The organism is Zhongshania sp., assembly GCF_047636175.1.
GTDB lineage: Bacteria > Pseudomonadota > Gammaproteobacteria > Pseudomonadales > Spongiibacteraceae > Spongiibacter.
This window is the reverse complement of sequence record NZ_JBLIKC010000001.1, coordinates 1-24,882: the sequence shown is the minus strand read 5'-3', so window position 1 is coordinate 24,882 and position 24,882 is coordinate 1. Positions and strand designations below refer to the sequence as shown.

Sequence of the window (24,882 nt, the reverse complement as noted above, 5' to 3'; positions counted from 1 at the left end):
AAAAGTAGCATTGTCACGATCAAAGGTCGAGTATCGCCTATGTATTTTAAGGGCCTACAATCGTTAATACATCATCACTGCGAACCGCGGACTGAATACTTATACCACAGCAAAGAAAACGGAAAACGTTATGTAGAAAAAAATATAGCCTCCTAAATCGTCACTAAAATGAAAGCAACGTTGCCAGTTAGGTGCCAACACCGGGGGAAAATAAAAAAGACCGTAATATCGCGATTACGGTCTTTAGAACATTAACTATTATATCAGTCTTAAGAGAAGTAGGCAGCTACGTCCTGAAATGAAATACCCCCGTTATACTAGCAACAAGACTTTCGTCCAAGAGCAGCGCTGCATAATGACATCGGACATCATTTATCACTAAACCGACATCAAGAGCGTTCCCTGAACGAAGCCAATATGCACGCGGCCGTTGTTATATTTTTTGAATTCATCGACAGAAGCTAAAAGAATGGGGCCATGAATAGCGCCTATTATCCCGATTATTTTTTGTTGAGGTACTGTGTGGTGGAATAGCCTGTCCAACCCTTGAAGACCACGCTGAAATTACTGGAGTTATTATAGCCTAGGGTATCGGCAATATTATCCAGCGTCATGCGCTCATCATCTAGCAATTGGATAGCTCGATTAAAGCGCTCGGAATTTTTAATATGTTGGAAATTACTGTCAAGCTGTGCGAGCTTTCGCTTAAGGCTACTCACCGACATAAGCAAGGCACCTGCAAGCTCTTCAATGCTACGCCCGTAGTTAGGTACTTCGCAGTGCAGTAAATCTTGCACTTAATCAATAAGCGCATGGCAGGGAAATTCATGGATTTACGCCCCGTCATCAATGTTCCCACTGGATGAGAAAAAGTTCATACGCCCTTGATTGCCGAATGGTAAATTGATTACCCCTAGCTGGCGGGCTCTGCACAGCAAGTACTCAATTCACCAGTTGAGTGGCATTTACTAAAAAATACGCTTAACCACAAACTCCAGACGAAAAAAAACCCGCTGTATCAGCGGGTTTTTTCAATAATGGCGGAGAAGGAGGGATTAATCAAAACAGCCACAGGGCTGCTTTGACCCTTCGGGCTGCACCACTGGCGTGGCTTGTTCCAATTGCGCTGCAATTGGTCGAACCAAAGGGTTCTACCTAAGCTCCGCTCACAACAGACTAATAAAAAAGGCCCCAGTCTTTCGACTGGAGCCTTTTTTATTTGTAATGGCGGAGAAGGAGGGATTCGAACCCTCGATGCAGGATTAACCGCATACTCCCTTAGCAGGGGAGCGCCTTCAGCCACTCGGCCACCTCTCCGGAATATCTCACTGTTTCGCTTTTCCCACTAGGAACTCAAGCAAAAAGTGCAACGTTAATCAGCACATAGCCCTGATCAACGAATCGGGCGGCATGATACCACACTGAGATAATAAGCAAAGACCTAGAGCGTATTTTCCGTATATTACTTGTTGCCGTCTTTCTCTGTTTGAATACGTTCGTAAATTTCTTCACGATGAACCGCGATATCTTTAGGCGCATTCACACCTAATCGTACTTGGTTACCTTTCACTCCAAGTACAGTGACAGTCACTTCATCACCGACCATTAAAGTCTCACCAATACGACGAGTTAAAATTAACATTATGGCATCTCCTTGTAAGAGCCTAACCCTAGCCTCTGGCGCCAATCCTTCTGCGGCAGAGTAAGTAGGGTTTTAAATTAAATACACGGCTCCAAATCCAAATCAAACGCTGCATGCAGCGAACGAACGGCTAGCTCCAAATACTTCTCATCAATCACCACCGAAATTTTAATTTCCGATGTTGTGATCAACTGGATGTTGATTGACTCTTCCGCCAGAGTTTTAAACATCTTGCTGGCTATACCAGCATGGGAGCGCATTCCTACGCCGACCAAAGACACCTTGGCGATTTTGTCATCTGTTTTGACTTCTCGCGCTCCTGTTTGTTTCACCAGCTTGCGCACAATGGCTTCAGTCTTTGCCATGTCCCCTCGACTTACCGTAAAGGTGAGGTCGGTGGTGTTGTCTTCTGCTACGTTTTGAACAATTACATCGACTTCGACGTTAGCGTCGCTGACAGGCCCGAGTATCTGATATGCCAAGCCTGGGGTATCTGGCACCCCTAACACTGTAATTTTCGCTTCGTCGCGGGTAAACGCAATACCGGAAATTGCCGGGTTTTCCATATCCGATTGTTCCTCTAAGCTGATCAATGTGCCGGGGCCGTCCTGAAAAGCATGTAACACCCGCAGGGGTACATTGTACTTGCCAGCAAATTCCACTGCGCGAATTTGCAGTACCTTTGATCCCAAGCTAGCCATTTCTAGCATTTCTTCAAAGGTAATGCGATCCAATCTACGCGCCTTACTCACCACCCGTGGATCGGTGGTGTACACCCCATCCACGTCAGTATAAATCTGACATTCATCTGCTTTTAAGGCCGCAGCTAAAGCCACACCGGTGGTATCTGAACCACCACGGCCAAGTGTTGTAATATTACCGTTCTCATCTACGCCCTGAAAGCCGGCAACCACAACTATATTGCCAGCCGTTAAGTCGGCTCTGATCTTGGCGTCATCAATCTCCCTGATTCTCGCCTTGGTATGGGCCTCATCAGTTAATATCCGCACTTGAGAGCCGGTATACGACTTAGCGCCCTGACCTAGATCATGTAAGGCCATGCACAGCAGGGAGATGGTCACCTGCTCACCGGTAGACACCAGCACATCCAGTTCGCGCGGTGTTGGCTGCGACTGCATGGCTTTCGCCATATCAATCAGGCGGTTGGTTTCACCGCTCATGGCCGACACTACAACGACAATATCGTGGCCTTGTTCACGAAAACCCGCCACCTTTTTGGCAACGGCTTTTATACGCTCGACGGTACCTACCGAGGTCCCCCCAAATTTTTGAACTATCAGACTCATGATTCACTTCTACTTAATAAACACCCGCCAAAGAGGGCGCTCATTAAACACCAGAACAAATTTAAAGGAAATAACTCAGTGTCGGCTATACGTGATTTACGTAGCGCTGCATTATTTTCCAAGACAATAATCCCGAACCACCTGCAATGCAGCCGGAATAGCTGAGCTATCGACACCACCACCTTGGGCCATATCTGGACGACCACCACCCTTGCCGCCCACCGCTTGGGCCGCCAATCTCATTATATCGCCGGCCTTAAAACGAGCCGTAAGATCCTTAGTCACACCCGCAACCAAGGACACCTTGTCGCCCTCATCGGCCGCAAGTAGCAAAACCCCAGAACCCAATTTATTCTTGAGCTGATCAACAATATCCCGTAGGGATTTAGCGTCTGCACCTTCAAGCTTGGTCACCAAGACCTTAATACCGTTAATCTCCTCTACTTGGCTCATCAGATCATTGCCCGCTGAACTTGCCAGTTTACCCTTTAAGGCCCCTAGCTCCCTCTCCAGCTGTTTCTGCTGAACAAGCAACTGCTGAACTTTGTCTGCGATTGTTTCGCGACCAGTCTTCAGCAAGCCAGCCAAATTACTCAATTCATTTTCAGCGCTGTCAAAAGCCGCCAATGCTAACGCACCGGTGACCGCTTCAATACGACGAACGCCTGCGGCAATGCCCGATTCCGCACTAATACGCATTAGACCGATATCGCCGGTGCGCTCAACATGGGTGCCGCCACAAAGCTCAATAGAAAAATCTCCCCCCATGCTAAGTACCCGCACGCTATCACCGTATTTTTCACCGAATAACATCATGGCGCCGCGCTTGCCGGCGCTTTCCATATCCGTAACTTCAGTTTGGACGGGGGTATTGAGACGAATCTGCTGATTCACCAAGCCTTCAATTTCTGCCAGTTCCTGCTTGGTCACTGATTCAAAATGAGAGAAATCAAACCGCAATCGCTGCGAATCGACGAGCGAGCCCTTCTGACCTACATGCTCACCCAAAACCTGACGCAGCGCGGCGTGTAATAAATGTGTGGCCGAATGATTTAGAGCCGTTGCCTGGCGAAGCTGGCTATCAACATCGCCGCGTAGTTTCTCGCCTTCACTGATAACACCACTCAATACCACGCCATGATGTAAATGATGGCCACCAGATTTATGGGTCTCGCGCACTTCAAAACGCATCCCTTCGGCACTTAAATACCCGGTGTCGCCAGCCTGACCACCAGACTCACCGTAGAAGGGTGTGCGCTCTAAAATAATGATGCCGGCGTCGCCTTCTTTTAGGGAACTCACGCGCTGACCATCGCGTAATATAGCAGTGACTGAGGCGCCCTCTTCAACCAGACTCTGATAACCACAAAACGCGGTCTCACCCTCTAGCGCCAGCTCATCACTTAAATCCACTTTAAAATTAGACGCTGAACGGGCACGTGTGCGCTGCGCTTCCATCGCAGTCTCAAAACCATCCAGATCGATACTTAAGCCTTTTTCTCGGGCAATATCAGCAGTGAGGTCGACGGGAAAACCGTAGGTGTCGTACAGTCGGAAAACGGTGTCTCCAGGAATTTGACTAGCGCTCAAATCTTGCAAATCTTGTTCGAGAATTTTCATACCCTGCTCAAGAGTTTTAGCAAACTGCTCTTCTTCTTGAAGCAAAACTTTTTCGATTTGTGCCTGCCGAATAAGTAATTCTGGGTAGGCCTCACCCATTTCTGCGGCGAGCGGTGCCACCAATTTGTGAAAAAACGCAGTAGTTGCGCCGAGCTTGTTGCCGTGGCGAGCAGCGCGGCGAATGATTCGACGCAAAACATAACCGCGACCTTCATTAGATGGCATCACCCCGTCTGAAACCAAGAATGCGCAGGAGCGAATATGATCAGCAATAACACGCAAGGAAGTGTGCTCAAGATCGCCAACATTAAGAACGCTGGCAGTCGCTGCAATTAAGTTTTGGAATAGGTCAATTTCGTAATTACTGTGCACATGCTGCATCACCGCAGAGATACGTTCCAACCCCATACCGGTATCTACCGAGGGCGCTGGCAATGGCGTCATGGTGCCATCAGCGTCGCGGTTAAACTGCATAAACACATTATTCCAAATTTCGATGTAACGGTCGCCATCTTCATCTGGACTTCCCGGTGGACCGCCAAATACGTCGGCGCCGTGGTCGTAAAAAATTTCGGTACAGGGCCCACAAGGACCGGTATCGCCCATCGACCAAAAGTTATCTGACGCGTATTTTTCGCCCTTATTGTCCCCAATACGCACCATGCGCTCAGCGGGAACACCCATCTCTTGGGTCCAAATCTGGTAGGCCTCGTCGTCGGCGGCGTACACCGTTACCCAGAGTTTTTCAGCAGGAATGGCCATCCACTCAGGCGATGTTAAAAACTCCCAAGCATAGCTAATAGCGTCGCGCTTGAAGTAGTCGCCAAAACTAAAATTACCGAGCATTTCAAAAAAGGTGTGGTGTCGGGCGGTGTAGCCTACGTTTTCTAAGTCATTGTGTTTACCGCCGGCGCGCACGCAGCGCTGCGAGCTGACAGCTCGAACGTAGTTACGTTTCTCGCGGCCCAGAAAAGCATCTTTAAATTGCACCATCCCCGCATTGGTAAACAACAAAGTGGGGTCATTACCCGGCACCAGCGAACTACTGGCAACTTGGGTATGTCCTCGACCTTCAAAATATCGAATAAATGCATCGCGAATGGTGGCGCTTTTCATTGGAACTTTCTCACTCCGTGGGCATTTTAGGTAGCCGATAATATTGACGTACCGACCTCTCACCACAGGCCAAGCTGCGGCGAAAAAACCTCAAGTATATCGAAATTGCGGGTATTTGTATCTGACTCAGACGGCAGGCGCAGACGCGCCACGCCATCCATCTACATTGGCAAAATATGAATGCTAGCCAAGTTTTTCATCGGTTGTTAGCACCCGAGCCGCTGATTCCAGCATCACTGGGATGCCGTCGCGGATAGGATAAGCAAGGCCACTGGCACGACACACTAACTCATTGCGCTGCTCGTCATAGTTTAAGGGCGCCTTGCTAACAGGGCATACCAGAATTTCTAGAAGTTTCTTGTCTATCATTAGTTTTTACGCACTCAATATTCGTGGTTTTTCAGCATCACTATAGTGCCGATTATTTAGTAAGCACTGCCAAGGTTCTGATAAATCTCTACTCAGACAGTGGCTTTTCAGGCATGGGGCCCATCACTAAGGCAGGATCGAGACGTTGATCGGCCCAATTGATACGCCAGTCTAAATGCGGCCCCGTTGCACGCCCCGTTGCCCCAACCTCGGCAATCGGATCACCCTGCATCACCAGCTGCCCCTCCTCAACCAAAATTCGACTGAGATGAATAAAAGTCGAAGACACACCCAAACCATGATCAATAATCAAGGTGCCGCCAGAATAAAACATATCTGGATAAGCTAGGGTAACAACCCCATCGATAGGCGCCGATACTCGCGTTCCCGTAGGTGCGGCAATATCTAACCCATAGTGCGGTCGGCCGGGGCTGCCATTATAGACACGCTGACTGCCGAATACACCCGTGATTGGTCCAAGTAGCGGCCATTTAAATTTTTTAACAAAATCCTGTCTGGCGGAGAATTGACTGCGAGCCTTGCCTACCAAAGCAGCTTCACGCCTAATTCGCTCTAGCACACTGGTGGGCGGCGTCACGGTTTCTTGAGGCACGCCGTTAACACGCTGAACATCATAACTGCGCTGGGCAATCGTCAAATTTCGCTCTACGCACTCTCCCGCTGGGCTGCAAACCTTTAACATCGCTGTCGATTTAGCATCACGACCAAACCCTGCCACCAATAGGCCATTATCTGCAATGGGCAAGACCTTGCCATCCAATTCCGCGCTGCTACCGGGCTCTAAAGTGGACCAGATCAAGCCGCCCTGCTTCAAGCTGCCCTGTAAATCTAGGTCGCCATAGGACATCGGCACCAAGGCGAGTAAGGTCAGACTTGCTACACACCACTTTTTCATCATTACGTTATCCTCTAAGCGCCACCGCTGCGCTAAACTAGCGCGCTATAATTCCTTAAATCACTATTTGATACCACTATAATGACTCGTTACCGTCCGCCACGCCCCAAGGGCTCCTGCTACATCACCCCGGAGGGTGAAAAGACCTTGCGCGACGAAGTCCGTCAGCTTTGGAAAGTCGAGCGACCACAAGTCACCGCCACCGTACACGAAGCTGCAAAGAACGGCGATCGCTCTGAGAACGGCGATTACATATATGGCAAACGCCGGCTTCGCGAAATTGACGGTCGCGTTCGCTTCCTCACCAAACGCTTAGAGGAGCTTACTGTGGTGTCACATACCCCTAGCGACCACAGCAAGGTCTATTTTGGCGCCTGGGTGACGTTAGAAAACGACGACAGTGAAGAATATGAATACCGCATCGTCGGCCCCGATGAATTTGACTTAACCCAGCGCAAATTATCAATGGACTCACCTCTCGCCAAAGCATTGCTAGGTAAGCAACTAGACGACGAGGTCATTGTCACAACCCCAAAGGGCCCTCAAACATATTATGTTGTCGCCATTCGCTATAATAACTAAGCCTTCGTCAATGCCATTAATAACATAGCTAATAAAGATCAACCGGCCAGCAATTAGAACCTGTCGGCGGGAGATCAAGCCAACAGCTGCGCTCTGCGCTGTAGAGATCGTTATACACATGTCCTATGATGGCGACATAATAATTCACCAGCACCTCTTCACGAGAATTCCCTATGTTGTTGTTATCACTAATCTGGGCTTGGACAGCATGGAATGTCTATCACCCCCATAAATCAGCGCCAGAATTACTGAGCGTTTTCAGTTTTATCTTTGGCGTTATTACCGGCGAGCTCGCCCTGCACATCATCGCCTTAGAAGTCGGTTTAACCCTGATCATTATTATGCTTGGCGAGCTTAGCGGTATTAGCGATGCTCTAGGTCTCGCCATTGCTATCGTTAGCTGGACGGCAATTGCCGTATTCTATTTTAGAGCCCAGCGCGCCGACCCCATCATGAGTCAAGCTGTTCGCTACGCGCTGCAATTAACGCCAGAACAAACCCTCAATACCAGCAGCTCACTGCTGATAGACGCGAACATCACGCGCCTGGCCAAACCCTTCGCCTACAAATTAGCCAATGTGACGTGCCAAAAAAACATTGAATACGCGCGTATTAATGGCCGCTCGCTGCGGGTAGATATCTATCGCCGAGCCGACACGCCGAAAAATGCCCCCGTGCTATTTCAAATGCATGGCGGCGCGTGGTTAGAAAAAATGGGTAGTAAGAACGAGCAAGCCCTGCCTCTTATGACCCAAATGGCAGCCAACGGCTGGGTGTGCGTGGCGGTTGAATATCGCCTTAGTCCCGGCTCAACCTTCCCCGATCATATTATTGACTGTAAACGCGCACTCCACTGGATCAAAGAGCACATCGCCGAATATGGCGGCAACCCCGATTTTGTGATCGCCACAGGCGGTTCGGCTGGCGGTCACTTATCGAGTTTGCTGGCCTTGAGTGCCAACGCTCCGGAGTTTCAGCCAGGCTTTGAAACAGCTGACACCACCGTGCAAGGCTGCATACCCTTCTATGGCGTTTACGACTTCCTCAACAGCCAAGGTCAGCGCAGTAGCGAGTCACTAACCCAGTGGATATCAGCCAAGGTCCTTAAAAAAACCCGCGCTGAATCTCCAGAATTGTGGCGGCAAGCTTCGCCACTGTATTGGGTGAACGAGAATGCCCCACCGTTTCTAATAATTCACGGCGAAGCCGATACGCTAGTCCCGGCAGAAGAGTCACGTGTTCTATTTAAGGCATTGCAAGAAGTTTCCACTCAGGCAGTTAGCTACGCTGAATTGCCTGACGCCCAGCACGCCTTCGACATTCCGGTGTCACTGCGGACCCAAATTGTCGTCAACCACCTCACCGTTTATTTAAACGAGCTTTACCGTCGCCATTTAGCCCGCGACCTAGCAACAACTAGTACAGCAGACCCGGCTGAAACCGAAGAAGTGGCAGAGTGAGGAATGGCTAAAAAAAAGGGGAGCATCGCTCCCCTTTTTTTTAGTCCAGTTTTAGGCAGACACTAAATCAAAACGGTATCCACGACTTTTTATCGTTGTAGTGAACGTAGCCCACGCTGGCACCAGCACGCAAACCAACGCCGGTTCTAATCGGCGCTAAAATCAAATCTCCACTCTGCTGGTAATTCACCCCCACGCCAGCAACCACATAAAAACTGCCATCAACACCGGGGATTCGCTGCATCAACTGCTGCATTTCATCCAAATGGTAAACCAAGGTAAATACTTTGGAGACATTCGCCCCCATATCAAACCCAACTGAGGGCCCCTGCCAAAAAATTGGTTTCATATCGCCGTTATAACGCTGCAACTCACCTTGGCCGTAACGAACGCCAACGCCCAATGCCGCCGACACCTCTTCGCCGGCAATAATGGCATTGGGGCTGCCCTGCTCAGCAAATACTTTTTCTATCGCCTTAGCCAAATTCACGGTCGTTTCACCGAAAAAACCATCGGCTTTTTCTAATACTTGCTCCTTAGTAAAACCCTCATTCGATTTGGGCTTTACGGCCTTATCCTCTGCAAAAGCAGGCGCTGCCAGCACTAGCGTCATCAACAGCACTAGCCGCATCGCATCTTGGAGTTTAGTAAATATCTCGCTCATTTCGTTCTCCATTTATAGTTATAGTCCACCTGCAACATCATTTTATCGCCTAATCTTACAATATCGCAGCTGGTAGCGATGTTAAGACGCGCTGAGCATCGCCTTCACAGCCAAGTAACAGTATGTGCAACTTTAATAGCGCGGACACGCTAATCGCATCGGTAATACGGCCGTCCATCGCCATCGTTATCGCCCCCGCTAAAGGCAAACGAAGCACCTCTATATCTTGCTCTGTTGGCTCTAAATCAGCCTCACCTTGACTCAAACTCATCGCCAAAAATACTTCAGCACGCTCATCTGTCACCGAGTTTGACGTATGCAAGTCCATCAGTTTCGCCCAACTCTTAGCGGATAATCCGGTTTCTTCAAGCAGCTCACGGCTAGCCGTTGCCAGCGGCGAACTCCCCAGCGGGCAACCGCCCTCAGGTATCTCCCAACTGTCTTCCTCCAAGGGGTAGCGGTATTGCTTGACCAAATAAGTACACCCCTGCTCGTCTAGCGGAATAATACCCACCGCTATACTCTGAAAACAAATCTTGCCGTAAATTCCATCGGTGCCAGCCGGCGTTTTTACCTCGTGATGCTCTAAACGCAACCACGGATTCTCATAGAGGGTCTGACTGCTCAATTGCAACCAGGGACCCAGCTTTTTACTCATAACGCCTCCAAATGGGGTTTGCTCGCTTGCGCAGCCGAGATACTAGCGCAGCATCAAACCAAGAGCTCCGCCGCAACTACAACTGATTTCGCGGCGAGGGATGAATTTAAGGCAATATAGACTGTCTTCAGCTTATTTTGCTGTCCGCTCGATAAGCGTTTTTAAGATGCCGTACAAATAATACTTTTGCGCATGCTGTGCCTATCCAGAATACCAGCTCCAGTGCCGATCTTTGTGTCAATGGCACTCATACCAAGCGGCGCGCATTCTTTGCGGAGTGCTAAGTCGCCAGACTTGCCCTTAACGGGGTAACGAAACTCCAGCGGCATCATTGCCAATCGGCTATCGCTATAAAATTACTCTCGGTTAAAATTTAGCTGTTGCCGCAAACAATTGCCAGAGGGAACACTTCGGGCAATAGCGCTTTTATGAATCTTTACACCTCGCGCTCGGACGACAATAGGCATTTGCAAAGCTACACCAGCAATGACGCCGCTTAATGTGTAAGCAGCGTGCAAGGCGTCATTTAAATCCCCGGGGCACCGAGCCTATTCAGTGGCAACGCCCGCTCTCCAAGCCCACTCCTCCGGTGATTCGATAACCACGGTTTCATACCGCGCAGGGCTTAACAATACTTGCTGACTTTGCGGCGGCGACACCAGCGTCCGTTCTTCCTGCCATTGTAGGTCGCCGGCACTACCGTAGGACGGCAATGGGCCTCACTGACCGGCAACGGCTGATCAAACCATTTGAGTTTTGCCGAGATCATTTCTCGAAGCTCGCTCGCCTCCTTAATTAAGCGACGCTCAACACGGCATACATAGCTTGAAGGCACGACCAGCTTCGCATAGCAGCGACCGGTTTCAGCATCAGGCGGAATGGCAGAAAGGGTATCGGCATCATCGGCCCGCGCCTTTATTTTCTCCACTTTAATTAAACCATCGGCAAGTGACGCCCCTGAAGACCAAATACGCTTTTCTTTCGTATCAAATTATTGAGACAGCTGATTCCCGCTAGCCGGGGCATAAACCGCACGGGCAGTAATATTAAGCACTACTGATAGGCCGCAACATGTGACCCTAGGATTCGCCATTTACAGCGTGCATTTACTTGTCTAAGCACAGCTACCAGAATCCTCTCAATCACGACCTTAACTCGCGAAGCGTAAAAAATGACGCCAGCCAGATCAAGGCTAAAAATCTATTAAAGTGTATTATTTTCAACAACTAAGATATAAAAAGTATTACATATTTTACCAACTTACGACTGCCGACTAACAGTCGTATCATGACTATAAAGTGGCAGGAAGTAGCGACAATGAATATGCCAATATGGATCGGAAATATGCTGCTATCTGCAGCTGGAGCCGTATTGGTCGCAGAAATTCGCTAAAGAAAATGCAGCCTCAATATGGTTTAATACACATCGCACATCCGACGACGCAGGCAAATTGCAGAATGACCGAAAATCTTACCGCTCTCTCGCAAAATGATGATTTCCTAACACGCCATATCGGCCCAGATGAAGCCCAAACTGCAGCGATGCTGCATACTGTTGGCGCAAGTTCGCTGGACGAACTGATTAAACAAACCGTACCTGCATCGATATTACGCGGCGAGATGCCATTGCCCGCCCCCCAAAGCGAAACCGCAACCCTGAATCGCCTGCGCACTATAGCGGCCAAAAATCAGATCGCTCGATCGTTTATTGGCGCCGGCTACTACGGCACCATCACACCGCCGGTAATTCTGCGTAACGTCCTGGAAAATCCCGGCTGGTACACCGCTTACACCCCATATCAGCCAGAAATTGCCCAAGGACGGCTAGAAGTCCTACTTAATTTCCAGCAGATGATAATTGATTTAACTGGCCTAGAACTTGCCAATGCCTCACTACTCGATGAGGCCACCGCTGCCGCAGAGGCGATGGCGATGTGCAAGCGGTCGGCCCGCAAAAACAAAAGCAATGTTTTCTTTATAGATAATAGCTGCCACTCACAAACCGTCGCCGTCTTAAAAACCCGCGCGCTTCCTCTCGGACTTGAGATTGTATTGGGCAATGCCGAAACCGAGCTCGCCAGCACGCCTTGCTTTGGTGTGTTACTGCAATATCCGGCGACCGATGGCAGCATCAAGGCCCTTACGGAGATTTCCGCGCAAGCGAAAGCCCAAGACGCTATGACCGTCGTTGCGGCAGATATCATGAGTTTGATTTTGCTAACACCACCGGGCGAACAAGGCGCAGACATTGTGGTCGGCAGCACGCAACGTTTTGGTGTACCCATGGGCTTCGGCGGTCCCCACGCTGCATTCTTTGCCACCCGCGATAGCTTTAAACGCTCAATACCAGGCCGCATCATCGGCGTATCGATAGATAACCGCGGCAACAAAGCCCTGCGCATGGCAATGCAAACCCGGGAACAACATATCCGCCGAGAAAAGGCGACATCGAATATTTGCACCTCGCAAGCACTGCTCGCCATTATGGCGGTGTTCTACGCCATCTATCATGGTCCCGACGGACTAAAAACCATCGCATTGCGCATAAATAGAATGACCGGGATCTTCGCCGCTGGCTTAAGCGAGCTCGGCTATACCACCAATACCGCTTTTTTTGACACTGTGTCAGTCAATACCGGTGATGCCAGCAGCGCAATTGCAGACCAAGCAGAAGCTGCACTATTAAACTTGCGACGCGGCACTAAGCAGCTAGGTGTCAGCTTTGATGAAACCACCACGGTTGATGACATTGAACAATTATGGCAAGTCTTTGCCGGTGATAAATCCCTGCCCTCGGTAAACGCACTGGATAACTCTTTAGGAAAGATGCCGGGCATCCCCGCCTCACTAGAACGCAAGAGCAGCTATCTCAGCCACCCAGTATTTCATCTGTACCGCTCAGAAACTGAAATGCTGCGCTATATGAATCGTCTTGAGCGCAAAGACATTGCCTTAAATCACTCAATGATTGCACTAGGCTCCTGCACTATGAAGCTAAACGCGACCGCCGAGATGATTCCCGTATCCTGGCCAGAATTCAGCAACATACATCCCTTTGCGCCGCGTAATCAGGTAGCTGGCTACCTACAGCTAATTGACGAACTTGAACAGCAGTTAATGGCTTGCACCGGCTACGATAAATTTTCTATGCAGCCGAACGCCGGCTCGCAAGGTGAGTACGCCGGCCTTCTCGCCATTAAGCGCTATCACGAAAGCCGCGGTGATGCCGCCCGTGACATTTGCTTAATCCCTAGCTCTGCCCACGGCACCAATCCCGCATCAGCGGCGATGGCTGGGATGCGCGTTGTGATTGTAGGCTGTGATCAGCTCGGCAATGTAGACATTGACGACCTTCGCCAAAAAGCCGAACGCCACGCCGACCAACTGTCCGCACTAATGGTCACTTACCCGTCAACCCACGGTGTATTTGAAGAGGGAATTCGCGAAATCTGCGACATCACTCACCAGTATGGCGGCCAAGTCTATGTCGACGGCGCCAATATGAACGCCCTAGTGGGACTCGCGGCGCCGGGCGAATTTGGCGCCGACGTATCGCATCTTAATCTCCACAAAACATTTTGCATTCCTCACGGCGGTGGCGGGCCAGGTATGGGACCTATCGGGGTTAAAGCCCATTTAGCGCCTTTTTTACCCAGTCACCCGGTATTTCCGGTAGAAGGTTTAAACCCACATAATGACACCGTCTCTGGCGCTACCTACGGCAGCGCCAGCATTCTGCCAATATCGTGGGCGTATATTTCATTAATGGGCGGCAGCGGCTTAAAGAAAGCGACTGAAATTGCCATCCTCAGCGCCAACTACATCGCTACCCGCCTTCACGAACACTACCCCGTGCTTTATACCGGACGCAATGGTCGCGTTGCCCACGAATGTATTATCGATTTACGGCCACTTAAAGAAAGTACCGGTATCAGTGAAGAAGACATTGCCAAACGCTTGATGGACTATGGCTTTCACGCCCCCACTATGTCGTTTCCGGTACCGGGCACATTAATGATTGAGCCGACCGAAAGCGAATCGAAGATGGAAATAGATCGCTTCTGTGACGCCATGATTCATATTCGCCGCGAAGTGGGTCGCGTGGAGAGCGGGCAGCTACCCGCCGACAACAACCCTTTAGTGAATGCACCCCACACCCTTGCCGACATCGTCGCCGACTGGGATCGCCCCTACTCTCGCGAAGAAGGCAGCTTCCCCGTTGCCAACTTACGCGACAGCAAGTACTGGCCAACCGTGAACCGTATTGACAATGTATACGGTGATCGCAACCTCATTTGCTCCTGCCCACCGATAGAGAGCTATATGGCAGACTGAGTAACATGCCCTCGAAAGAGGGCATATTCCCGCCAAAACATCGACTTTTACGCCTTTTTCTTGGGCGAAGGCGGTTTCATATGACTACTTCACAGAAATGTTGTTGTTTTTGCACCTAACATGGGAGCTTAGACGCATATGGTATTGTTTTTACAAATAACATCCGTGAAACTACGTACATGTGAATCTTAAAATCTTCCGCAATGTGTTTCAGCTAGTCTCTCTCCGGGAGGGGAATAAATGAAAACGAATATCTTAGCTTTATCATTAGCACTGACAACGAGCTTGCTCGTTGCCTGTGGCGGCGGCGGTGATGCCCGCAGCCCCGACCGTCCAAGTGCCAAACTTGACCCAAGCACGTTGCGCATAGAATTCCCCGTTACCAACAAACTGGCAGGCCTAGGCACCAATCAAACCGAAGACGGCATTTTTGCACGCATGGTCGCCCTGCAAACCGACGGCGTTGAGGTCAATCTTGGCCCTGAACTGAACGTGACCGAGGGAACCAGCTGGTCAATCACTGGCCCCATTGGCGACCCAGCCATTGCCGGTTTAGCCGCCGCGGTGAGCAATGCCATTCTTTACGGAAAGGTAAAATACATTCTCAGCACCGCTTTTCTTGCCGAACCCGAGGGCACAATTAGCCTTACATTAAATGGCAGCTACATATTTGAAGGCCGCACTTACACGGCCACCCCTGTCGAATTTTTGGTGGTGCCACCCATACGTGTTCCACCGCCATCTATTGTTGGACCCGAAATCATTGCCATCGACCCCCTTGATGCAAACGCGATTGCTATGGCCGACTACAGGCTGTTAAATGAACTGCTAGACCTAACAATGCTGGAAAACCGCACCGGTGAGGCAAAATTCTGCGCCAGTCAACCCTTTTTTACCTTTGCCGAATACTCTGCCGAGCAAGCGACTGCCCTAGCAACCATTACCAACCCCTTTGACGGCACTAACAATCAAGAAGGCATTACCGTTATTATCAGTGCTATAGATCCTGAGTCTGACTGTACAACAGTTACCGACGGAGACCCTGACACTAACCCAGCAACATTATTTGCGGTTAAAACAGTTATCATCAAACCGGCTAGCGTTAAATCCGTTGACGTCTGTGTAATCACTAACCCTGCAGCCCTAACGTGCAACAGCAATGGCGTCTTAGACCAAGCCGTTACACCGCTAAGCAGCTGCCAAGGACTAGACAGCGCAAACGTTGAGATCACGGGCGCAACCTTACCGGCTGCATCAACGCTGCAAATGGTCGCCAAACTAAACTATGAAAATCCTGTAAATAGTAATCAGTCATTTAATCGCTATCAGTGCCGCGGCGCTAATCTATTGGCGTGGAGTTCAGTGCCGGTACCGAGCACGATTTACAGCACCGAGCTGAACGCCACTGACGGCACGGCAACCTTAATAGGGCAGCTTGACTATGATGCCATTCGCAATGACGCGGCGAAAAATAACAGCACCGTGACGGCCAGTTACAACAACTCCAGCACCAGCATCATTACTGGCACATTAAAGCTTAACTTGAGCGACGAAACAGTCACTAAAATTGATATCCTGCCCAAGATTGGCGCTGCTGACCCTGACAAAAAATACAGCATCAATTTGAGCTTTTTGGAATCAGAAAAAACCTTTACCGCCCTTTGCACCTACACTAGCGGTCAGGCGCCTTGTGGCAGCGGCACAGTAAGCTGGACCGTTGGCAAGGCCGACACATTGAAGGTGAGCCCGCTCATTGGCAGCGAGACCACCGCAATGCCAACAACGCCCAACAACCCGGTATTTGTTGGCAATTCAAGTCTGACCGCGACCTACAAAGCTTCGGCCATTAGCGACACCGTTACCGTCAGTGTTGTCGATGACGCGCTAGTCGCCTTAGTGCTGATGCAGCAAGACGACACCAGCGGCGATCCGGTTGTTGACGAGTTCTCGTGTTTAGGCAGCGGTAGCGTCAGCCTTAATGCAAGCCAAGAAAATGGCTTTGAGGCTGGCGCTACAAAAGGCAGCCGTCGTTTCTTTGCGCACGCGCTATTCACAAGCAACACGGGCGAAGGAATAGATACGTCTAATCCAGCCGACCTTACGGTCTACCGCGATGTAACCCAGGTTCCATCGGTGGTATTTAGTGCCGATGTTGGTTATTACGACAGTGCCAACAACACCTGTATTACCACGCCGCAATCTGGGGATGTTCCAATTCCCGTCGGCGACATCAGCGCCAGCAAGCCGGCAGAGTTCAGCGCAATTGACAAGGGCCTGCTTGAAGCCCAAGGTGAAGCTCGCTTCTCTACTATGTGCATACGTGTTTTTACCGACCGCAACAGCAATAGCAAATACGACGCGCCAGTGGCTGAAACACTACCGAGCGAAGTAGAGACGCTGTCTAACAACGGCGCTACAACACTGGTACAACCAGCGGGAACCCTTGCGCTAGCCGACCAATCTGGCTCCGCCTGTGCGATTTATGAGCCCATACTTTCCGGTGACAACCCTCTAGCCGAACCGGTGCTCTTGCCATTGCTGTTTGAACTCGGTTATTACGCAGACCCGATCTTGTCCAACCTCCCTATTGATCAAATCACCGGCCAACTGCCGATCGATCAAATCAATGAGGCCTTGATGTCAGGTGACCTCAGCACGATAACTGACTTACTGGGCGGCGGTGGAGGTTTGCCAACACCCCCTGCCGAATTGCCGGGCGCAGAGCAAATTGCAGCATTAGCTGAAGCGCTGAACCAAGAGACCCTAACCGCCATCATAGACACCTGCTTAGTCAGCGAAGCTGACGTGACCACTTTCTTTGGCACTCTCTCCGGTGGCGACCCCCAAGCCGCTGTCACCGGACTGCTCGACGGCACTATCACTTCTGATGATTGCAGCGCGGCGTTCCCAATAGCGCCCTAATAACGACTAAAAAATGAAATGCGGCTTAGGCCGCGTTTTTACAATGCTTAGCAACGGAGAATAAATTAATGAGTAAACTGCGTAATATAACGCTTGCTCTTGCTATGGGGTGCAGCACTATTTCTGCTTTTGCAGCAGATGACGAAGAGACAGTCATTGATAGCCGCTGGCGCATGCACGGCATGATTGGTTCTACTGTCGCTGATGGTAGTGACTTCGATTCAGGCAACCAAGGCAAGATTGGTATTGGTAAACCCATCAGCGCCTATGTCATGATCGATACTCACCTTAACTACGGTGAGTTTAAGAACACAAAAAATGACACCTATAGTCGCAGCGCGGGTGGTTTAGACTTTTTATACTTCCCTCGCGGCGCATTTATGCTCGATGCCGCCCCTATTCAACCCTTCTTGGGTATAGGCCTGACTTATCATGAAGTAGAGTATGAAGCGCCCGGCATTACGGCGACTCAATCTGACTATGGCAGTGACGCTATCCTCGGTTTTAGTTATGAACTGGATAAAGTTGCCATCCGCGGTGAAGCTCGCTACCAACTAGACTCTATTAAACGGCAAGCACCTTTATTTCCAGATAACGATACCTTTTACACCTACGCATTTTTAATAGGTATATCAGTACCGTTTGGCGACAAGCCGATGCCATACAACTATGACTCTGATGGCGACGGCGTGCCAGACCGTTTGGATAAGTGCCCCAACACGCCTCGTGGCACCCCGGTTGATGCTACCGGTTGCCCGCTAGACTCTGACAATGACGGCATACCAAACTTCCGTGACCAATGTCCTAACACTCCTCCTGGTGCGAAAGTTAATGTCAACGGCTGCTCAATCGATGATGACCGTGACGGTGTACCTAACGACATTGATCAATGTCCAAACACTCCCTACGGCGTTCCTGTTAACTCTCAGGGCTGCGCATTGGATAGTGATGGCGACGGCGTTCCAGACAAAATAGACCAATGCCCTGGCACGCTTCCAGGCTTGAAGGTAAATTCGCGCGGCTGTGTTATTTCACAAACCGTTGAGCTTACTGGTGTCCATTTTGAGTTTAATAAATCGCGTTTGATGCTCGATTCACAGACCATTTTGAACAAGGTAGCTGAGTCTTTAAGCAACGAACCTGACGTCAGTATTATTATTATGGGCCACACCGATTCTGTCGGTAGCGACACCTATAATTACACGCTGTCGCAACAACGTGCGCAATCGGTTGTTAACTACCTGTCAGGCAAAGGCATTACTCCCTCACGTCAGCAGGCGAAAGGTTACGGCGAAAGTAAACCCGTTGCTGACAACAATACCGACGAAGGCCGCGAACGAAACCGTCGTGTTGAACTGCAGGTTATCAGCCCTAATGAATAAGGCTACTGCACTTTGAAAAAGGGCGGTTTTTACCGCCCTTTTTTATTGCCTAAAATCTCATTCGGCCTTCAGCGCCGCGTCAGTTGATCAATTAAAACCAGCAAACAAATCTAACTGTTTTTCATGAACGTCTTTAAATAATGCCTTTTCAGTTTCATCCTCGCCCTTGGATGCAAAGCGCACACCAACGCCAATAAGGCGCAAAGGCGAGGCCATTCTCACCCACGCCTCTTCAAGTAGCAGCTCAAAAAGTTCTGCCCTTAAATCACCATCATGCCGCCGATCAATGGTGGTTTGGCGAAAATCGGCCGACTTCAATTTTACAAAAATGCCACTGAATCGCTTATCACCTAGCAGAAGTAACCTTTTCTCAAGCTCATCAAATAAAGCAGCTATCCTACTTTTTGCAGCATCGACACCGTCAATATCTTGTGCAAAGGTGGTTTCAACACTGAGGGATTTGCGCTCTCGGTGCGCTTTAACCGGACGATCATCAAGCCCGCGTGCATAGCTATATAACTGATGGCCAAACTTACCGAACAAGGTCAGTAACTCTTCCAGAGATCGGCACCGTAAATCAGCGCAGGAAAAAATCGCGTGCGCCGCCATGCGAGCGGCCATGACCTTACCCACACCGTGTATTTTGCTCACCGGCAGACTAAGCACAAACTCATCAACTTGGGCCGGTGTAATAACGGTCAAGCCATCAGGTTTATCCCAATCACTCGCCACCTTGGCTAAAAACTTATTGGGTGCAACACCCGCTGAAATAGTAATGCCCACCTCATCACGCACCTGCTGACGTATTGCTTGCGCAATACGTGTTGCACTGCCTTGAAAAAGATCACAATTGCTCACATCAAGGTAAGCCTCATCCAGTGATAAGGGTTCGATATGCTCGGTGTACCGGCCAAAAATCGCCCTTATTTGCAGCGCAACTTCACGATACTTCTCCATGCAGGGAGCGAGAACAATAAGATTAGGACAGCGCCGCAGCGCACTGGCAGTCGGCATTGCAGAATGAATGCCGAAGGCTCGGGCTTCGTAATTACAGGTTGCAACAACGCCTCGGCGCTCTGCTGAACCGCCTACTGCAACCGGGCGATCTTTTAAGCTCGGGTCGTCTCGCAACTCCACCGAGGCATAAAAGCAATCACAGTCACAGTGAATAATCTTGCGCAAGAACCACCACCCATCAGGCCTACATACACAACTGTATGAATAGCCAGCAAAATAGCAAATACCATCGCGTAAGTCACCCTCGATTGTGCGCTATACTGGCGGCTTTCTTGGCAAAGTGGATCGTGAAAGATGGCAATTGGCAGTTGGACACCAGAAAACGAAAAGAGCGCACTCTCGATAGATCTGCAGTGGCTGCACCGCTGCGTTGTTATTAGTAAAGAAGGTCAACTCGAAGAATTACCCTCGCCGTTTACGGATGACGAACAGCAACGCTACGGCGTATTTATGCGGGTATCCCAAGCGCACTGGCAAGCGGCGACCGCTGACTTCAGCAATGACGATATTGTTGCCCTGATCCGGTTTTTCACTCGTGCAGAGAAACTCATTAACGGCTGGGATGCCGGTAAAGAATCACCTGCAATATGGCTCAACAAGGTTTTACGCAGCCGTGGCGAGAAGTTAGATCGAGACATGCTGATATGGATCCGCAGCAATACCGACAATCGCTTCATTCCCAACGGCGGCTTCTAAGTCGCTATAAACCGGCGCCAGTAAATAAGTTATTCTTCTGGCTTATTTTTAGCGAAGCCCGCTAATTGATCGGCGCTGGCTTCCGCCTGAAACTCGGCCTTCCATTGCGAATATGGCATACCATAAACACGCTCGCGTGCCGCCTCGTAATCCACGCCGACGCCCTCATCGCCCGCTGCTGTGACATACCACTTAGACAAACAGTTACGACAAAATCCCGCAAGATTCATTAGGTCAATATTCTGAACATCTTTACGATCATCTAAGTGCGCTAGTAAACGACGAAATACTGCCGCCTCGATAGCATCAGTTTGTGCTTTATCCATAATTTTGCCCCAATAAATTAAAGTTTCGCTGTGTATTATCGCAAAGTTTGCTATGTTACCACTGTTGCAAGTACTGAAGTTCGTCGATTAATAACCATAAAACGCTTACCGAGGCTCGCTGATATGACAAATAAAAAAATGGATCCGGTTGCATTGATCCGTAGAGAAATCGAATTACTAGAATCCAAAGTTGAACAGCTGCGTGATCGCTTAATGACAGACGCCCATAGAGCCATTGACAAAGCGAAAGCGCAGGCAGAAAAAGCCCGCGAAAAATTAAAAGCAGAACAAACTAAACTTGGTGAACTGCAAAAGAAAGCCAAAGCAAAAATGGACAGCCGTATTCAAAAACAGGTAGATAGAGCCCACTCTGCGGTCGATGGTGCAAGGGAGCTTGAGCTAGACGCCAAGGCCGTTATGATTATGGCAAAGAATCAGCTCGCAGAGCTTAAAGGCGACTATCAACGCGCCAAGGCACTTGCTAAAGCCGCGCAAGATGCAGCCAAGAATTTCGATAGCAAAACTAAGGCCGCACCTAAAAAAGTAACTACAAAAAAAGCCGCAGTTAAAAAAGTACCCGCTAAGAAAGCAGTCGCCAAGAAAACTGCTGTCAAAAAAGCACCTGCTAAAAAAGCGGCACCCAAAAGCACTTAATCCCGCCAGATAGACCTAAGCGCAGTGAGTTGTAATGTTAGGACCTACACTTTACAACTCCCTCATCTATTACTTGTACCCCAGCCAAAGTCACCACGCTATTCAGTATTAATTGGATAAGCTGGGTTTGCCTCGTCGCGCCGGTCTTTGAAAAAATTGCACTGAGGTGAGACTTCGCTGTGTTACGCGACACGCCCAGACTCATTGCTGCCTCCTCTAGGCTAAAGCCATTAACAAGCCTAACAGCAAGACGAGCTTCGGCTGGAGTTAACCCAAATAAGGCCGTTAACACTTCACTGGGAGCTTGTCTCGGCGCCATCGGATCACTAATAAACACCGCCACCGCTGGACTGTTTTCACCGCTGCGATCGCTGAGTGGCAAGGGTCTCAACAATAAACTCAAACCTTGCAACTGCGCATTATCGGCAAGTCGGAATGCTCGCACGCAGCCCGCCAGCTGCTGATGGTGGGCGCTTACGACTTCTGCTAGTAGGGTGCCAAATGCCCGTTGCTCTCGACTGACTTCTAACTGCAAAGTGCCATTACGCAACACTATGCCCCTAGACGTATCTATGAGTCGCCTCGCCACCGGATTACTGCTTAAAACCGCTGCCTGTGAATCTAGAGTAATAACACCAACCGCCAATTGCCCAAACGTATCGGCGTACAGACTCCTCTCCAGTTCAGACTCCCGCAAGCGCGAATGGATTTCAATCGCCAGACGTAAATGCGGAAGAAGCAGCCTACATAGTGCTTTCTCGGTATCGCCAAAGTCATCTGCGCAGTCCGGCCTTGTGACTCTGAGGCGAGCCAGCAGCCCCTCACTCCCCCATAGATCAGCCCCCAAGATATGCATCACATCACTGGGTTGCAGATAGCTGCGGAAATACTCAGATTGCTGAAAATCTGCCACCGAAAGAAATTCGGAAATAGTGACAACATCACCATCCGGCAAATTTACGAAAGGGTCTAAAGCAAAGTAGGTATCGTTATAAGCATGGTAAATATCAGCAGAAAATACCGCCGAATTTAGTACCACACCTTTCTCATGAATGTTCGGCGGACGCAGTAACAAGGTAGCAAAATTACCACCGAGTAGTGTCCGTAATTCACCCAAAAATTGCTGCCAAGGGGGCGACTCTAGCGCCCCGCGATAAATTGATTGGATCACCGCATCCATCTGCGGCGAGATACTTAAATCAGCCATAAATAATTTGGGTCACCTTGTAGAAATGACCCGATTCTAACTGCTGTCTAAAGGGAATTCACCATCGAATACCCGAATCTGCTGTTAGTGAGGCAAATACTCACCACCATTAACATCCAGTGCTGCGCCGGTAACCGCGCAGGCGTAATCTGAGCCTAAAAAGATCGCCGCTTTGGCACAGTCACCATCATCTGGAATATGGCCTATGGGAATATTTTTAGAAACCGCAGCCACTTGCTGGGCTACTGTTGGACCTCCTGCATCTGCGTTCATCTGCAGATAGCCTTCAACCGCAGGGCCCCACATCCATCCCATATACGCAGAATTAACCCGAATATTATAGCCCCCAAGCTCCAAAGCCAAGTGAGAGGTTGCGCTCGCCAAGGCGGCCTTAGATGCGCCGTAACCACCTTGGGTGTGAAGCGGCTTGCGAGTAATCATGGTATTGATCATGACTATCGCGCCACCACCCTGTTTTTTCATTTGTGGAATGGTTTCAAGTGTTAATGCCATAGTGCCAAATAAATTGACGTCCATTGCCGCGCGCCAACTGTCTAAATTTGCGCTTTCTATCGGTCCAAACTCACCGGGGTTATAAGCGCTATTAAAGAGCACGTCGATACGACCAAAACGAGCGATGGTTTGCGCCACCAAGTTTGCACATTGAAGACGGTCGCTGATGTCGGTGGCAACTTTTAATACCTCGGTGCCCAAGCCTAGGGCGCTGATCGCCGCCTCGGCATCGTCAAGCTTACTCGCTGTACGAGCACACATAGCAACAGAGGCGCCCTGTTTAGCCGCTTCTACCGCCAACTCTTGACCTAGTCCCGGTCCGATGCCAGAGACGATGACTACCTTGCCTTGTAAAAGCATAAACTGATCCTGTTATTAATAATTATAGGGATAACATTGATCAGCTTAGCGGAGCCGAAACAATCCGACACCACCCATATGGACGGGGTAACTATTATGCCGCGACGCCCGCCAAATCACTCTTCATTGGCGGTTATCTCCAGCTCTAAACTAGCGACATTATATGGAATATTGTGAGGGATGCAGTGCTGACGCATTACTAGGTCAGCCGTACCGAGACGGGCCGCAGAATCCGCAGTATTTACGCTGCCATCGAAGTACCTTCACTTAAGATAATTTGATGGATATAAAAAGGCGAATATTTTCTGCTAATATTAGTTATTCACGCTAAGTGCTCTGCGCATATTCTTGGCGATCGTGGTCGCAATTCGTTTAGCGTGCTCAGTTTTTGGGCCAGCAAAGCCGCTATCGGCTGATTGAATAAAATACCCTAGCCATTGATCAAAATCGCTGTCTGACAAACGCTGCTTCGCATCTAATTGACGATGGATATTCATCGTATGACGCTGGTAGTTATTTTCACCCAGCAACAGTTTTTCCCAATAGGCCTGTATGCGTGGAAAATGTTCAGCAATATCGATCCCGGCAACCTCAGTAAAGATCGGCGCCAAGCGCTGGTCCCTTAAAAGGCAGGCATAGAATGCTTCGACGAACATAGCAATGTGTTCAGGGGAGTCGAGGTCTGGCTTATTATTTATTGAAATATGAGGGAGCATTATAAAGGCTAAACTATGTCATGAAAGGGTATACGAGCAACATTCTCACTGCGAATATTGCTCGTGAGCAAAACCTATTTTTTCTTTCTAGCCGTCTTTGCCTTAGAAAAACGCATCACTCGTTGCTTGCGCTCTACCTGACGTTTGCTAAGGTCTTTCTTTTTGCCCTCGAATGGATTTTCCGACGTTTTAAATTCAATCTTAATCGGCGTGCCCATCATTTTCAATTCACGGCGAAAGACTTTTTCTAAATAGCGGGTATAGCTCGCGGGAACCCTTTCCGTCTGGTTACCGTGGATCACGATGATAGGTGGATTCTGCCCACCAGGGTGAGCATAGCGAAGCTTAATGCGGCGACCATTAATCATTGGCGGATTGTGGTCGTGCACTGCACCTTCCAAAATAGTCGTTAGCATTCGGG

The 24,882-nt window shown here is 49.6% G+C and carries 21 protein-coding genes, 1 tRNA gene and 1 pseudogene; 7 read left to right on the top strand and 16 right to left on the bottom strand.

The annotated features are described in order from the left end of the window. Nucleotides 1-500: 500 nt before the first annotated feature. The 7 genes from ACI955_RS00115 to ACI955_RS00085 all read right to left on the bottom strand — a co-directional run bounded on the left by ACI955_RS00115 (nt 501) and on the right by ACI955_RS00085 (nt 6,973). A complete protein-coding gene (locus ACI955_RS00115; RefSeq protein WP_415241705.1) occupies nt 501-797 on the bottom strand; it encodes a helix-turn-helix domain-containing protein in 297 nt (98 codons plus the stop codon). 428 nt (nt 798-1,225) lie between these two features. Then, nucleotides 1,226-1,317: transfer RNA gene (locus ACI955_RS00110), tRNA-Ser, on the bottom strand. A gap of 145 nt (nt 1,318-1,462) precedes the next feature. Continuing rightward, nucleotides 1,463-1,642, bottom strand: coding sequence for a carbon storage regulator CsrA (gene csrA / locus ACI955_RS00105; protein WP_269617968.1), 180 nt, complete (start codon nt 1,640-1,642; stop codon nt 1,463-1,465). Nucleotides 1,643-1,719: 77 nt separating this feature from the next. Further along, the gene (locus tag ACI955_RS00100; RefSeq protein ID WP_415241704.1) at nt 1,720-2,949 is read right to left on the bottom strand and encodes an aspartate kinase; all 1,230 of its coding nucleotides are present in this window, start codon (nt 2,947-2,949) and stop codon (nt 1,720-1,722) included. Between the two features lie 111 nt (nt 2,950-3,060). After that, complete coding sequence (gene alaS / locus ACI955_RS00095) at nt 3,061-5,685, bottom strand: alanine--tRNA ligase (protein ID WP_415241703.1); 2,625 nt, start codon at nt 5,683-5,685, stop codon at nt 3,061-3,063. Nucleotides 5,686-5,868: 183 nt separating this feature from the next. Beyond that, complete coding sequence (locus tag ACI955_RS00090) at nt 5,869-6,054, bottom strand: Trm112 family protein (RefSeq protein ID WP_415241702.1); 186 nt, start codon at nt 6,052-6,054, stop codon at nt 5,869-5,871. An 88-nt stretch (nt 6,055-6,142) separates the two neighbouring features. Beyond that, nucleotides 6,143-6,973, bottom strand: a complete 831-nt coding sequence (locus ACI955_RS00085) for a M23 family metallopeptidase (protein ID WP_415241701.1) — start codon at nt 6,971-6,973, stop codon at nt 6,143-6,145. A gap of 78 nt (nt 6,974-7,051) precedes the next feature. On the opposite strand from ACI955_RS00085, the gene greB reads away from it, so the two are divergent. After that, nucleotides 7,052-7,552, top strand: a complete 501-nt coding sequence (gene greB, locus ACI955_RS00080) for a transcription elongation factor GreB (RefSeq protein WP_415241700.1) — start codon at nt 7,052-7,054, stop codon at nt 7,550-7,552. Between the two features lie 173 nt (nt 7,553-7,725). Then, nucleotides 7,726-9,012 carry an alpha/beta hydrolase fold domain-containing protein gene (locus tag ACI955_RS00075; protein WP_415241699.1) on the top strand — a complete coding sequence of 429 codons (1,287 nt, stop codon included), beginning with the start codon at nt 7,726-7,728 and terminating at the stop codon, nt 9,010-9,012. A 67-nt stretch (nt 9,013-9,079) separates the two neighbouring features. Here ACI955_RS00075 and ACI955_RS00070 read toward each other — a convergent pair whose 3' ends face one another. The 3 genes from ACI955_RS00070 to ACI955_RS00060 all read right to left on the bottom strand — a co-directional run bounded on the left by ACI955_RS00070 (nt 9,080) and on the right by ACI955_RS00060 (nt 11,262). After that, entirely contained in the window at nt 9,080-9,676 is a 597-nt protein-coding gene (locus tag ACI955_RS00070) for a DUF1134 domain-containing protein (RefSeq protein ID WP_415241698.1), read from the bottom strand. 55 nt (nt 9,677-9,731) lie between these two features. Beyond that, the gene (locus tag ACI955_RS00065; protein WP_415241697.1) at nt 9,732-10,334 is read right to left on the bottom strand and encodes an NUDIX domain-containing protein; all 603 of its coding nucleotides are present in this window, start codon (nt 10,332-10,334) and stop codon (nt 9,732-9,734) included. Between the two features lie 625 nt (nt 10,335-10,959). Then, nucleotides 10,960-11,262 carry a hypothetical protein gene (locus ACI955_RS00060; RefSeq protein WP_415241696.1) on the bottom strand — a complete coding sequence of 101 codons (303 nt, stop codon included), beginning with the start codon at nt 11,260-11,262 and terminating at the stop codon, nt 10,960-10,962. Between the two features lie 529 nt (nt 11,263-11,791). Here ACI955_RS00060 and gcvP point away from each other — a divergent pair. The 3 genes from gcvP to ACI955_RS00045 all read left to right on the top strand — a co-directional run bounded on the left by gcvP (nt 11,792) and on the right by ACI955_RS00045 (nt 18,972). Then, nucleotides 11,792-14,668 (top strand): aminomethyl-transferring glycine dehydrogenase, encoded by a 2,877-nt coding sequence (gene gcvP, locus ACI955_RS00055; RefSeq protein WP_415241695.1) that lies wholly within the window; start codon nt 11,792-11,794, stop codon nt 14,666-14,668. Nucleotides 14,669-14,908: 240 nt separating this feature from the next. Beyond that, the gene (locus ACI955_RS00050; RefSeq protein ID WP_415241694.1) at nt 14,909-17,590 is read left to right on the top strand and encodes a hypothetical protein; all 2,682 of its coding nucleotides are present in this window, start codon (nt 14,909-14,911) and stop codon (nt 17,588-17,590) included. A 68-nt stretch (nt 17,591-17,658) separates the two neighbouring features. After that, complete coding sequence (locus ACI955_RS00045; protein WP_415241693.1) at nt 17,659-18,972, top strand: OmpA family protein; 1,314 nt, start codon at nt 17,659-17,661, stop codon at nt 18,970-18,972. 87 nt (nt 18,973-19,059) lie between these two features. Here ACI955_RS00045 and dinB read toward each other — a convergent pair whose 3' ends face one another. Next, a complete protein-coding gene (gene dinB, locus ACI955_RS00040) occupies nt 19,060-20,154 on the bottom strand; it encodes a DNA polymerase IV (RefSeq protein WP_415241691.1) in 1,095 nt (364 codons plus the stop codon). Nucleotides 20,155-20,283: 129 nt separating this feature from the next. Between dinB and ACI955_RS00035 the strand changes: the two genes are divergently transcribed. Then, on the top strand, nt 20,284-20,685 hold the full coding sequence (locus ACI955_RS00035; protein ID WP_415241689.1) for a hypothetical protein: 402 nt from the start codon (nt 20,284-20,286) through the stop codon (nt 20,683-20,685). 29 nt (nt 20,686-20,714) lie between these two features. Here the strand turns inward: ACI955_RS00035 and ACI955_RS00030 are convergent, their stop codons facing one another. Beyond that, entirely contained in the window at nt 20,715-21,011 is a 297-nt protein-coding gene (locus tag ACI955_RS00030) for a DUF1244 domain-containing protein (protein WP_415241688.1), read from the bottom strand. Between the two features lie 123 nt (nt 21,012-21,134). On the opposite strand from ACI955_RS00030, the gene ACI955_RS00025 reads away from it, so the two are divergent. Further along, entirely contained in the window at nt 21,135-21,665 is a 531-nt protein-coding gene (locus tag ACI955_RS00025) for a hypothetical protein (protein ID WP_415241687.1), read from the top strand. Between the two features lie 37 nt (nt 21,666-21,702). Here ACI955_RS00025 and ACI955_RS00020 read toward each other — a convergent pair whose 3' ends face one another. From ACI955_RS00020 to ACI955_RS00005, 4 genes and pseudogenes are all read right to left on the bottom strand, one after another. Continuing rightward, nucleotides 21,703-22,872: a helix-turn-helix transcriptional regulator gene (locus ACI955_RS00020; RefSeq protein ID WP_415241686.1), complete on the bottom strand. Its 1,170-nt coding sequence runs from the start codon at nt 22,870-22,872 to the stop codon at nt 21,703-21,705. Between the two features lie 84 nt (nt 22,873-22,956). Further along, nucleotides 22,957-23,745 carry an SDR family oxidoreductase gene (locus tag ACI955_RS00015; protein WP_415241685.1) on the bottom strand — a complete coding sequence of 263 codons (789 nt, stop codon included), beginning with the start codon at nt 23,743-23,745 and terminating at the stop codon, nt 22,957-22,959. 314 nt (nt 23,746-24,059) lie between these two features. After that, complete coding sequence (locus ACI955_RS00010; RefSeq protein ID WP_415241684.1) at nt 24,060-24,461, bottom strand: group III truncated hemoglobin; 402 nt, start codon at nt 24,459-24,461, stop codon at nt 24,060-24,062. Nucleotides 24,462-24,535: 74 nt separating this feature from the next. Continuing rightward, a pseudogene (locus tag ACI955_RS00005) lies at nt 24,536-24,882 on the bottom strand (ribosome biogenesis GTPase Der); the annotation flags it as partial.